The organism is Arthrobacter sp. ov407, assembly GCF_900102895.1.
Lineage (GTDB): Bacteria > Actinomycetota > Actinomycetes > Actinomycetales > Micrococcaceae > Arthrobacter.
Window position 1 is genome coordinate 180,286 of sequence record NZ_FNGD01000004.1, and the last position, 12,454, is coordinate 192,739.

At 63.1% G+C, this 12,454-nt stretch carries 10 protein-coding genes; 1 reads left to right on the plus strand and 9 read right to left on the minus strand.

What is annotated here, in order from left to right:
• Positions 1–37 precede the first annotated feature (37 nt).
• The 9 genes from BLS42_RS06775 to BLS42_RS06815 form a co-directional block, all read right to left on the minus strand.
• Positions 38–1,393 carry a nucleotide-binding domain-containing protein gene (locus tag BLS42_RS06775; protein ID WP_090578423.1) on the minus strand — a complete coding sequence of 452 codons (1,356 nt, stop codon included), beginning with the start codon at positions 1,391–1,393 and terminating at the stop codon, positions 38–40.
• Positions 1,393–2,553 (minus strand): SAVED domain-containing protein, encoded by a 1,161-nt coding sequence (locus BLS42_RS06780; RefSeq protein WP_090578426.1) that lies wholly within the window; start codon positions 2,551–2,553, stop codon positions 1,393–1,395. Before BLS42_RS06780 ends, BLS42_RS06775 begins: the two co-directional genes overlap by 1 nt.
• A 642-nt stretch (positions 2,554–3,195) precedes the next feature.
• Positions 3,196–4,170: a class 1b ribonucleoside-diphosphate reductase subunit beta gene (gene nrdF / locus BLS42_RS06785; RefSeq protein WP_024368367.1), complete on the minus strand. Its 975-nt coding sequence runs from the start codon at positions 4,168–4,170 to the stop codon at positions 3,196–3,198.
• 84 nt (positions 4,171–4,254) lie between these two features.
• Positions 4,255–6,375 carry a class 1b ribonucleoside-diphosphate reductase subunit alpha gene (nrdE, locus tag BLS42_RS06790; protein WP_090578770.1) on the minus strand — a complete coding sequence of 707 codons (2,121 nt, stop codon included), beginning with the start codon at positions 6,373–6,375 and terminating at the stop codon, positions 4,255–4,257.
• 68 nt (positions 6,376–6,443) lie between these two features.
• Positions 6,444–6,917, minus strand: coding sequence for a class Ib ribonucleoside-diphosphate reductase assembly flavoprotein NrdI (gene nrdI, locus BLS42_RS06795; protein ID WP_090578774.1), 474 nt, complete (start codon positions 6,915–6,917; stop codon positions 6,444–6,446).
• Positions 6,918–7,013: 96 nt separating this feature from the next.
• Positions 7,014–7,259 (minus strand): glutaredoxin-like protein NrdH, encoded by a 246-nt coding sequence (gene nrdH / locus BLS42_RS06800; protein ID WP_018773329.1) that lies wholly within the window; start codon positions 7,257–7,259, stop codon positions 7,014–7,016.
• 409 nt (positions 7,260–7,668) lie between these two features.
• Complete coding sequence (locus BLS42_RS06805; RefSeq protein WP_218122079.1) at positions 7,669–9,099, minus strand: class I SAM-dependent methyltransferase; 1,431 nt, start codon at positions 9,097–9,099, stop codon at positions 7,669–7,671.
• Positions 9,100–9,101: 2 nt separating this feature from the next.
• Positions 9,102–9,893, minus strand: a complete 792-nt coding sequence (locus BLS42_RS06810) for a DUF1365 domain-containing protein (RefSeq protein WP_256336313.1) — start codon at positions 9,891–9,893, stop codon at positions 9,102–9,104.
• Positions 9,890–11,296, minus strand: coding sequence for an NAD(P)/FAD-dependent oxidoreductase (locus tag BLS42_RS06815; RefSeq protein WP_090578429.1), 1,407 nt, complete (start codon positions 11,294–11,296; stop codon positions 9,890–9,892). Before BLS42_RS06815 ends, BLS42_RS06810 begins: the two co-directional genes overlap by 4 nt.
• A gap of 227 nt (positions 11,297–11,523) precedes the next feature.
• Between BLS42_RS06815 and BLS42_RS06820 the strand changes: the two genes are divergently transcribed.
• Complete coding sequence (locus BLS42_RS06820; protein WP_090578432.1) at positions 11,524–12,444, plus strand: LysR family transcriptional regulator; 921 nt, start codon at positions 11,524–11,526, stop codon at positions 12,442–12,444.
• Positions 12,445–12,454: the final 10 nt, after the last annotated feature.

Genomic DNA, 12,454 nt, shown 5'->3' on the forward strand with positions numbered 1-12,454 from the left:
GTGGCGGAGACTTTTTGAATTTTCTCCTGGCCATTCGCTAGATGATCACAACAGGCTCACGCGACCGAGCCACGCAGATCCCGTTCTTAATCACGTAGCATTCGACGTAGTGGCTACCGGCATAGAGGGTGCTCTCCTTTTTCCGCCGCTGACCCGCGTCCCGTGTAATCTCGCCGCGCAAAGATTGCTGCTTTTCAGCCTCAAAGCCCGAGTTGCGAACCTTCCAATACACGTCAAAGCGCCCTTCCACAGTCGTTTCTTCTACCGCGAAATGAAGATCACGTTGTTTGGGGACAATTCCCGCTCCTGCGCGTAGTGCACGACGTTGAACGCGATTGAGTTCGCGAGGCGGGGATACATCACACCTGACGCTGACCGAGTCAGTTAGTTGGACAGGGAACATTTCCTCAATGAACCGTTCTTTAGGCGCACGGCGGCCAGTTGAGCTCGTGACCGCCGCGCTGGCCGAGACAGGGACTGCGGTCACGACTGATTCAGGAAACGCTGGTCCGAACACCCTCCGCCAGGCGGCAATACTATCGCCGAGTGTTGAGGCCTCGAACGCTTCGCGGATCTTCGGGGCCAACTTATGAATGCTGTCGCGGAAAGCAGCGAATTGGCTGTCAGTCCAGCGGTGATTAAAGGACGTCGCCGGGCAGCTCGGGTCGGCGAGATGTGGTTTTGTCCACTGTGCCTGTAACCACAGGTCCAAGTCTTCAACCAGATGAAGGAGGGTGGTAGGCACATCTTTGTAGTAGTCGCCGTCAAGGTCGCGCCAGCTGTCCACGATGTTTCCAACCATGGTTGTCAGTAGGACTGACTTCAGCTTGAACGCATCCTGATGATCTCTGAGGTACTTAAGGAGACGGATGGCCTTGCGAAGGTTCCGGTTGGTCAGCCGGTCTTTTTCCTGAATCCATTCGGAGAAGCCGACAGGATTCGTATCCTCAAACTGGTTAGTATTCCGATTGACGATGACCTGCCGGCCATTCGCCATCACAACGTAGGTGATGATGTCGATGTGGCAGTCGTTGGCGTATGTCACCCGGACGCAGCGGTCCTTCTTGGAACTCATGCCTCCATAGATCGTGTGATCAGACAGCGCGGTGTAGACAGCATTTGCGTAGCTGCGCGGGTTCTCATTCCAGGCTTCATCCTCGCTGAGTTGAACGAGGAAGTCTGCATCGAATTCAAAGCCAGCAGCTGGACGGATGATCGTTTCGTGGGCCCACGAGCCCTGCGGGACCGTGTCGAGGACGCGACCGTCCAAGGAACCCGCCGCCTTCAACGCCTCTGTGACGCGGACGACCCTTGTGTCGAGGTCGCCCAGCCGGCTTGCGTTCAGGTTCACCGTATCGATCAACATCTTGCCGAAATACTGGGTCAGTTTCATTATTTCCCAACTTGCATGGCGGGGACGTAGTCGCCGCTCGGCGTGCGGTCATAGAGCTGAATTGATGGATATACATCACGTGACAGAACCCGCCCGAACTCCACAGCGGAGGACAAAGGCACAGCCGCAAACACATGTAGGAGACGGACGTGCTTATGACCCCGACCCTCCATCTCGGCGAGCATCCGTCTGCAAGCGTCACTGAAGGCGTCTAGTGACCCCGGTCCCCCCAGAACGTCTGGGTGGGCAAGCTTACCGACGGCGAGCTCAATCACTGGAAGGTCGCGAACGCCGGGCGGCAACTCATCCTGACGAATAGTGCCGCTGACATTGATCACGAGAGTTGCCTCGCAACTGGCAGGCTCCGGGTCTGGCACGCTGAAGGCAAACGTGGCTGTCGCATCGGGTTCAGGCCATTTCCAGTCGCCGGTGCTCCGGTGCTTCTGATAGACATCGACCGGGGCCTGGTCGCCCAATTGAGCCCCAAGATAGACCAGGAGCGGCAGGCGAGCGAAAGCGAAGACACTCAAATGGATGATGTCGTCGCTGGCGACTGCTTCCGCGACCTTGGTCTTGACAGCCCTGTCGATCAGCTGGCACGCCGCGGCATAATACTCCGGCGACGGCCCATCTTCGCCGGGTAAACCGCGCAGGTCTATCTCCAGCATGTTCCGCGTGGACAAGTCGAAACGGGGCATTCGTCCCGCGCTGGCCATTACCGCAGTCGCCACCGCATCACGGCCAACCTCGGCTGGGCTTCCACGAAGCCAACCCACCATCCGAATCGGAGTTGTCCGGTTGTACTCACCGAAGCTCGTCGCTAAGAAAACCCTGTCCTCATGCTTACGTTTCAATTCACGAAGGAATGGAACCGTAAAGGCATCCCTTGAACCCCACTTGTCGATCTCACTGTGCTCATCATCACAAATAAGCATCAGATTATCGGCATCGTCGCGCTCTTCATCGGTTAACAATTCGTCCAGGCCCCTCGGCGACTTCGCAGTCGCCTTCTGACCAACTATGTGGGCTGCTTGACCGAACGTCAGCTCCCTGTAGCCCAACTGGCCCTCAAGCAAACTGCGGCGGCAGATCTGGCAGCGGCCGCCAGACCTAACCCATAGCTTCAGCCGCTCTGCGTCAGGAATCTTGCGCTCCGCCATCAACTTCCTTCCGATTCTTGTGACGACTCGACTGGACCCAAGTTGGGCCCTCAAAACACCAAGATTGTCCGACCGACGTCCACCGTTGCAGACAGGAGCCTGACCAAACACGCCCAGGCTTGACCGGACGCTTCTAAAGCTGCTGCAGCACAGACTCCCCAAGCCTCGGGCTTCGAAGTTGCTCAGGATAAAACCTCCCAGGCTGGGCTCTCCTGGGTCAGTAGGAATGGGACAGGTTCAAGCAGCCCGGCCGGGATCTGGCCAACTTGAAGGAAACAAAGGTCAACTAGCCTCGAATCTGGACCGAAAGCGTTCAACTAGCTCCGAATCTCGGACCTAGTTGGAAGTCTTCCAACTAGGCGATGCGTTTCTTCCAAATAGCATGCGATTCTTCCAATTAGGTCGACATCTCACAGCGGCGCCGAAGTCGGAGTTGTCGTCGTTGGTTGTGGCAGCGTCGACCATCGCGTAGCTCATTCCCGAGCCTGAGAAGAAGTCGCGATTTGCTCGCCGACTGATCGCCCCCGATCTGGATGCCACCGGTGGGCTCTGTGACAGCTAAAGGACCAAAGGACCAAATTTGCTGTCACAGGACCATCTAGTTTGGCAAAAGGACCAAGTTGCTTGGCAATCTACAGAGACCTAGAAGTCCCAGTCGTCATCCTCAGTATTGACAGCCTTGCCAATGACGTAAGACGAACCCGACCCCGAGAAGAAGTCGTGGTTCTCATCAGCATTAGGCGACAGGGCCGACAGGATCGCCGGGTTCACGTCGGTGACGGAAGCCGGGAACATGGCCTCGTAGCCCAGGTTCATCAGCGCCTTGTTGGCGTTGTAGTGCAGGAACTTCTTGACGTCCTCGGCCAGGCCGACGGAGTCGTAGAGGTCGTGCGTGTACTGCACTTCGTTTTCGTACAGCTCGAAGAGCAGCTCGAACGTGTAGTCCTTGATCTCCTGCTTGCGCTCCTCGGACAGGCCCTCCAGGCCCTTCTGGAACTTGTAGCCGATGTAGTAACCGTGCACGGCCTCATCGCGGATGATCAGGCGGATCAGGTCGGCCGTGTTCGTCAGCTTGGCCCGCGAGGACCAGTACATCGGCAGGTAGAAGCCCGAGTAGAACAGGAAGCTCTCCAGCAGCGTGGAGGCCACCTTGCGCTTCAGGGGGTCGTCGCCCTGGTAGTAGTCCATGACGATCTGGGCCTTCTTCTGCAGGTTCACGTTCTCGGTGGACCAGCGGAACGCCTCGTCGATCTCCTTGGTGGAGGCCAGCGTGGAGAAGATCGAGGAGTAGCTCTTGGCGTGCACGGACTCCATGAAGGCGATGTTCGTGTAGACGGCCTCTTCGTGCGGGGTGATCGCGTCCGGAATCAGCGAGACGGCCCCGACGGTGCCCTGAATGGTGTCCAGCAGGGTCAGGCCCGTGAACACGCGCATGGTGAGCTGCTGCTCGTCCGGGGTCAGCGTCGCCCACGACTGCACGTCGTTGGACAGCGGGATCTTCTCCGGCAGCCAGAAGTTGTTGACCAGGCGGTTCCAGACATCCACGTCCTTGTCGTCCTGGATACGGTTCCAGTTGATCGCCTCGACGTGGCTAAGCAGCTTGACCTTCTCGGTCATGTCATCCCCTAAAAGTTGGGTTCTTCGTTAAGTTAAGCGTACGACGGCGGGCGGGCGCCCGCCGTCGTACTCAAGCGATGCTGGCTACAGCATGCAGCTGACGCAGCCATCCACCTCGGTCCCTTCCAGCGCGAGCTGGCGGAGACGGATGTAGTAGATGGTCTTGATGCCCTTCTTCCAGGCGTAGATCTGGGCCTTGTTGATGTCGCGCGTGGTGGCGGTGTCCTTGAAGAACAGCGTCAGGGACAGGCCCTGGTCCACGTGCTGCGTGGCAGCGGCGTAGGTGTCGATGACCTTCTCGTAGCCGATCTCGTACGCGTCCTGGTAGTACTCCAGGTTGTCGTTCGTCAGGTACGGCGCCGGGTAGTACACGCGGCCCAGCTTGCCTTCCTTGCGGATCTCGATCTTGGACGCCACCGGGTGGATCGAGGAGGTGGAGTTGTTGATGTAGGAGATCGAGCCCGTGGGCGGGACAGCCTGCAGGTTCTGGTTGTAGATGCCGTGCTCCATGACGGACGCCTTCAGCTCGCGCCAGTCATCCTGCGTGGGGATGTGGATGTTCTTGAACAGCTCGGCGACCTTCTCGGTCTGCGGGACCCATTCCTGCTCGGTGTACTTGTCGAAGAACTCGCCGGAGGCATACTTGGACTTCTCGAAGCCGCCGAACGTCTGGCCGGTCTGGATGGCCAGCCGGTTGGAGGCGCGGACCGCGTGGAACACCACCGAGTAGAAGTAGATGTTGGTGAAGTCCAGGCCCTCTTCGGAGCCGTAGTGGACCCGCTCGCGGGCCAGGTAGCCGTGCAGGTTCATCTGGCCGAGGCCGATCGCGTGGCTCTGGTCGTTGCCGCGGGCGATCGAGGGCACCGAGGTGATGTTGGACATGTCCGAGACGGCCGAGAGGGACCGGATGGCCGTCTCGATGGTCAGGCCGAAGTCCGGCGAGTCCATGGTCTTGGCAATGTTCAGCGAACCCAGGTTGCAGGAGATGTCCTTGCCGGTCTGGTCGTAGGACAGGTCATCGTGGTACGTCGTGGGCTGGGAGACCTGGAGGATCTCGGAGCACAGGTTGGACATGATGATCTTGCCGTCGATCGGGTTTTCCCGGTTCACGGTGTCCTCGAACATGATGTACGGGTAGCCGGATTCGAACTGGATCTCGGCGAGGGTCTGGAAGAACTCGCGCGCCTTGATCTTGGTCTTCTTGATCCGGGAATCGTCCACCATCTCGTAGTACTTCTCGGTGACCGAGACGTCGGAGAACGGCATGCCGTAGACCTTTTCGACGTCGTACGGGGAGAACAGGTACATGTCCTCGTCCCGCTTGGCCAGCTCGAAGGTGATGTCCGGGATGACGACGCCGAGCGAGAGGGTCTTGATGCGGATCTTCTCGTCCGCGTTCTCGCGCTTGGTGTCCAGGAAGCGGTAGATGTCCGGGTGGTGCGCGTGCAGGTACACCGCACCGGCACCCTGGCGGGCACCGAGCTGGTTGGCGTAGGAGAAGCTGTCCTCGAGGAGCTTCATCACGGGGATGACGCCGGAGGACTGGTTCTCGATCTGCTTGATCGGCGCGCCGACCTCGCGGATGTTGGTCAGCGCGAAGGCCACGCCGCCGCCGCGCTTGGAGAGCTGCAGCGCGGAGTTGATGGACCGGCCGATCGACTCCATGTTGTCTTCGATGCGGAGCAGGAAGCAGGAGACCAGCTCGCCGCGCTGCTTCTTGCCGGCGTTCAGGAACGTCGGGGTGGCCGGCTGGAAGCGGCCCTCGATGATCTCGTCCACCATCTGGGTGGCGAGCTTCTCGTCGCCGCGGGCCAGGTGCAGGGCCACCATGCAGACGCGGTCCTCGTAGCGCTCCAGGAAGCGCTTTCCGTCGAACGTCTTCAGCGTGTAGGAGGTGTAGAACTTGAACGCGCCGAGGAAGGTCTCGAAGCGGAACTTCTTCTTGTACGCGCGGTTGTAGAGCTCGCGGATGAAGTTCATCGTGTACTGGTCGAGGGTCTCGCGCTCGTAGTACTCGTTCTTGACGAGGTAGTCGAGCTTTTCCTCGAGGTCGTGGAAGAACACGGTGTTGTTGTTCACGTGCTGCAGGAAGTACTGGTGCGCGGCCTCGCGGTCGGCCTCGAACTGGATCTCTCCGTTGGGGCCGTAGAGGTTCAGCATGGCGTTGAGCTCGTGGTAGCCCAGGCCCTGGTAGGCGGCCGGCATGGCCGGCTTCTCGCCGGGGACGGTGTGCTTCTCGACGGCGGTGGCCGCGTGCGTGCCTGCGCCCTCAGTTACTGCTGTGTCTGCGACAGTCGTGTCCAAAACTCTTCCAATCCTTGTTGTACGCGGTCGACGTCTTCCGGCGTCCCCATGAGTTCGAAGCGATATAGGTGCGGGACCTTGCACTTGGCGGCGATGATGTCGCCGGCCATGCAGTAGTTGTCCCCGAAGTTGGTGTTCCCTGCGCCGATCACTCCGCGGATCAGCTTCCGGTTGCCCGGGTCGTTCAAAAACCTGATGACCTGCTTTGGAACAGATCCCTCTCCCCCGGTGCCGCCGTAGGTCGGCACCACCAGCACGTAGGGCTCCCGGGCCACCAGCGGAGCGTCCCTCGGATAGAGGGGGATCCTGGCGGCGTCGACGCCCAGCTTCGCAACGAAGCGTGCGGTGTTTTCGGAGGTGGAGGAAAAGTAGATGAGGCGGCAGTGCGTTAGTTCGGGAGCTGCTGTGCTGACCGCTTCCCCGCTGTCAGCCGTGGCAGCCACCCGATAATCAGTTGTTACAACCACGGTGGTCACCTCATCTACCGTGAATTCTTGCCTGGTAGCGGCGTCCCGGAGCGTTTCTGGCTACTGGGCGTTTCAGGCTACAGCGACGGCGGCGGCCTGCGCCAGTTCTTCGATCTTGTCCGGGCGGAAACCGGACCAGTGATCCTGGTCCGTGACGACAACGGGGGCCTGCATGTAGCCCAGGGACTTCAGGCGCTCAAGGGCCTCCGCATCCTGGGAGATGTCGACGCTCTGGTAAGCGATGCCCTTCTTGTCCAGCGCGCGGTAGGTCGCGTTGCACTGCACGCAGGCCGGCTTCGTGTAAACCGTAACGGTCATGGTCCTGTCCCCTTTGTTGAAGTCTTCTGTGGAGCACTATCCAGGCTCCGGCTGTCCCGCGCTGATGCTCTGCTGGAACTGTATGTCGATACTACATGTAGTGCAAGAGCCTCACGCGGACCCCAAGATGATGTATTACAAGTATGTCATTTAACCCACCGTTAATCCACAGGAGGGGGCCCTCCAAATGTCCGGATTTCCGCCATTTTGGTGGACGTAATCCACACCCTGTGGAGTAGTTAGCCACATTAATCACCCCCGCGTGTCGTAGCGCAGACGGCGTGTCGCGCCCCTCCGCGGGGACGCGGCACGGTGGCGCCGGCCACTACATCTGGTGTCCGGTCACACGAATGAGGCGGGCACCGTGGTGCCCGCCTCATCGGATCGTGATTGTTCTAACACCCCGCGTTCAAATAGCGCCCTTGGTGGCGGCACTGTTCGTATAAGCGGAGTCGAGCACGATCTGCTGCACGTCGAGGTAGCCCGTTTCAAACCCGGCCCGGGAGTAGCACAGGTAGAACAGCCACATCCGCTGGAAGACGGCGTCGAAGCCCATGGCCCGCACCTCGTCTTCGCGGGCCATGAACCGCTCCTCCCAGAGCCGCAGGGTCTGGGCATAGTGCTCGCCCATGGCGAGGCGTTCGCGCACGCGCAGACCCGTCTGCTTCGAAGTGATGTCCTCGATGGCGCGGACGGACGGAATGACCCCGCCGGGGAAGATGTACTTGTGCACCCAGGTGTAGCTGGTGCGGGTGGCCATGAGCCGGTCGTGGGCGATCGTGATGGCCTGGATGGCCACCTTGCCGCCGGGGGCCAGGACCCGTTCGATGGTCTGGAAGTACGTGGCCCAGTATTCGAAGCCGACGGCCTCGATCATTTCGACCGAGACGACGGCGTCGTACTCGCCCTCGACGGCGCGGTAGTCCTTGAGTTCGATCGTGACGGCGTCGGCGTAGCCGGCCTCGGCCACGCGCTGGCGGGCCAGTTCCTGCTGTTCGCTGGAGAGGGTGACGGAGTAGACGGTGGCGCCGCGGGCGGCGGCGCGCAGGGCGAGCTCGCCCCAGCCGGTGCCGATTTCCAGGACGCGGGTGCCTTCCTTCACGCCGGCCTTGTCCAGAAGGCGGTCAATCTTGGCCTGCTGGGCGGCGGCCAGCCCGTCCCACGGCACGCTCCGCAGAGCGTCGCCGCTTTCCGGGAAAAGGGCGCTGGAGTACGTCATGGTGCTGTCCAGGAACGAGGCGAAGAGCTCGTTGGAGAGGTCGTAGTGCCGCGAGATGTTGGAGCGGGTGTTCTTCTCGGTGTTCCGTTCCCTGCGCGGCTGGCGCGGGAGGTAGAGGCCTCGCAGCTTCTGCAGCGGCTCGGGCACGAGCGTGCCGACGCGGGAGGCAAACACCTCCATGACGGCGGTGAGGTCATCGGCGTCCCAGTCGCCGGCCATGAAGGACTCGCCCAGGCCGATCAGGCCGCCGTCGCCGAGCCGGGTGGCGAAGGCTTCCGGCCGGTTGATGGTCATGACGGGGTACGCGGTCCCGGCGGACGCCGGGTCCGAGGGTGCCTCCCCCAACGCTGCTTTGCCCAACACCGTGCCGTCCGGGTACCGGACTTCCAGCGGCAGCCTGCGCACGGCCGCCTTGAAGATGGCGTCCGCAGCGCGTCCGGCCACACGGGCCTTGAGGCTCGAGGGCACGGCCGCGATGCTGGGCCAGATGGCTGCGTCGATGGTGACGGGCGGCTGGGGAACGGTGTAGGGCACCCTGCTCTTTAAGGCGCTGCTGTTTACGGCGCTGCTGCGCGTGGTGCCCTGGGCCCGTCCAGTGCCGGATCCGGTCGCTTCGGTCATTGTCACTGAACTGCCTCCTGTGAAGGGTGGTGTGGTTTCTTGATGATGGGAAGGCGGCGCGCCCACAGCCTGATGCCCTGCCAGCGGATCTGTGCCGCGACACGCAGCGGGGCCGCGGGTACCGCGAGCGCCGCGGACACGATGTTTCGCAGAGTCGCTTCGCGGCGGACGCCGTCCATTGTGGCGATGAAGGGCTGCTGGCCCTCCCGTTCCAGGACGATCGATACGGCGAGCCGTTCGCCGGGTTCGGGGAGCTTCATGCGGTACTCGCCGTCGACGTCGTTGAACGGCGAGACGTAAAACGCTTTCGGAACGCTCGCCCGGCCGGTGGAGTCGGTTTCGAGGAGGTAGCAGTGCCGCTCCCCGTACGTGTTGTGGACCTCGGCGACGACGCAGCGCAGCTCACCGGAGGCGTCGTGGCACCAGTACACGCTCAGCGGGTTGAACACGTGCCCGAACACCCGGGCGCTGGCGAGCATGGTGATGCGTCCGCCGTCGAGCGTGATCCCCTGGGTAGCGAGGTAGCGCTCCATGTTGCCCCGCAGGGTGCCGTCCGGGTCCCCGAGGTGGTCCTCCACCCGGAAGCCGGCTAGCGGCCGGAGCAGGCGCGGCAGCTGCGGGAGGTGGTCGACGTCGACATACCAGCTGTAGCTGCGGTAGGTGAAGGCGTTGCGCAGCGGGGTGCGCCGCACGTGGGAGATGCTGGTGCGGTAGATGGCGGCCTGGTCAATGGCAGCACGGTGGATGACTGCTTGGTCAACGGCAGTGCGCTGGCTGGAGTTCTGGGCGCTCATGGCACCTCCGCAGCGGCCGGCTGGAGGTCCGGGTCCCCGCTCACAGTGCCGATATTGGCCGGGAGCTGGTCCCAGTCGCGGCCCAGCCAGGCGGCGGCTTTGAGGCCGGACAAGGCGCCGTCCTCGTGGAATCCCCAGCCGTGGTAGGCGCCAGCGAAGGCCAGGCGCTCGTCGCCGAGCCCGAGGATCCGCTGCTGCGCCTTCAGCGACTCCGGGGTGTACTGCGGGTGCTCATAGACCATCCGGTCCAGGACCGCGGCGTCATCAATCAGCTCGGACTCGCCCAGGCTGACGATGTACCGGCCGCCGTCCACGGGCTCCAGCCGCTGCAGCCGGGTCATGTCGTAGCTGACCAGGACCTTGTCCGGCCGGGCGTCGCAGGACGGCAGCCGGTAGTTCCAGGAGGCCTGGGCGTTGGGGCTGGCCGGCAGCACGGCTTCGTCGCGGTGGAAGAGCGTCTGGTTCACCGAGTACGGCATGCCGCCTAGGGCGTCCCGCTCGGCGGCCGAGGCATCGGTGAGCATGCGCAGGGCCTGTGCCGGGTGGGTGGCGATCACGACGGCGTCAAAGGTCTCGCGCACCGTCCCGGCACCCAGCGCGGAGGTGACATCCACGCCGTCGGCGTGCCGGTGCACCGTGGTGACGGGGCTGGCGAGCCGGATGTCCGGCAGGGTCTCGGCCACCTTGTCGACGTAGCTGCGCGAGCCGCCGGTGACCGTCCGCCATTGCGGCGAGCCCTTGACGCCGAGCAGGCCGTGGTGGCCCAGGAAGGTGAACAGGTAGCGGGCCGGGTAGGCCAGCGCGGTGGTGGGGTCGCAGGACCAGACGGCGCTGACCACCGGGGTCATGAAGTGCGAGATGAAGTACCGGCTGAACTTCTCCCGTGCCAGGAACTCGCCCAACGTAAGTTCTTCTCCGGCGCCTGTCCCGGGTCCTGTGTCTGTGTTTGGGGAGGGTTCGGCCAGCAGGGCCCGGGCCCGGCGGTGGAACCGGGTGACTTCCAGCAGCATCCGCAGGTAGCGGCCGCGCAGCAGGGTGGACGGCCGGGGAATGATGCCGCTCCCGTTGGGCCGTGCGCCCGCGTATTCCAGGCCGCAGCCGTCGCACCGGACGGACATGCTCATTTCGGAGTCCTGGGTTTCGACCCCGAGCTCGGCGAACAGGCGCAGGAGTGTGGGGTAGGTCCGCTCGTTGTGGACGATGAAGCCGGTGTCAACGCCCAGGGTGGGCCCGTTCCGCTGCGGCACATCGTGGGTGTGGGCGTGGCCGCCGAGCCGCGAGTCAGCCTCGAAGAGGGTTACCCGGTCCTGCCCGTTCAGCACGTACGCGGCGGTCAGCCCCGCCACTCCGCTGCCGATGACCGCGATCCGCCGGCCTGCCGGAATCCCTGCTGCTTGCGACACTGGTCTGCTCCTGTTCTCTAGCCCGAAGTCTCTTGTGGGCAATTCGTTGCCCTCGGGTGTCCGGATGAGTATGAATTCCGCCTTTTTCAGTTCGGCTCTCAGTTCGACGCCAGTGACGCCGCATGCGTCGCCCGGGTGGGGGCGTCCGGGGAAGGCCGGATATGCCACAATGAAGCGGGAATTCCGGTCCCGTCTCCGTGGACCCGCTACCAGGCGAAGGGCAGCCCTTGATCAACCCCGTCCATCTGCGGACCCTAGTGGAAGTGATCCGGCTCGGATCGTTTGCGGCCGCCGCTGCCCGTCTCGGCTACACGGCCTCGGCCGTCTCCCAGCAAATGTCGGCACTGGAACGCGACACCGGCGTCACGCTGTTCCAGCGGGCGGCCCGCAGCATCCAGCCGACGGAAGCCGCCGTCGTCATGACCCGGCACGCTGCCAAGGTGCTCACGGACATCGAGACGCTCATGGCCGCCGCGTCCCGGGCGCAAGAGAGCCCCAGCCAGGAGCTGCGGCTGGGCATCTTCCCGAGCCTCGCCACCTATGTGCTGCCGCCGATCCTGCAGAACCCGGCTTGGAAGAAGCTCGGCATCGACCTGCGGGTCTCGGTCGCGGAACCGGCCCAGACCATCCAGGGGTTGCGGACCGGCGGCGAACTCGACGTTGCCCTGGTGTATCAGGTGGGACAGTCCGGCCTCGCCTGGCCGCACACCGTGGACCGGCAGTGGATCGGCGACGACGACTTCCGGGTGGTGCTGCCGGCGGCCTGGGGCATCGGCACGGATTCCAAGGTGGCCGCACCGCATCTCTCGGACATGCCCTGGATCATGCACCACCCCGGCACGTCCGACGCCACGGTGATCGAGCGTCTCTTCGCGAGCTGCAACCTGCACCCCCGCGTCGTGGCCTTCAGCGATGACTTCCACGCCAGCCTGGAGATGGCGGCCGCCGGGCTCGGCGCCGCACTGGTCCCCGAGCTCGCCCTGCGGCACCGGCCGGCCGGCGTGGTGGTCCTCGATGTTCCGGAGATCCGGCTGGCCCGGAATGTTTTCGCATTGCTGATCAACGAGAAGCGGACCGCCCAGGTCCAGCTGTTCGTGGAGCTGCTGGCCGAGACGATGCACAGGCTCGGGACCGCACGAAACGACTGAGCTGAAGGTC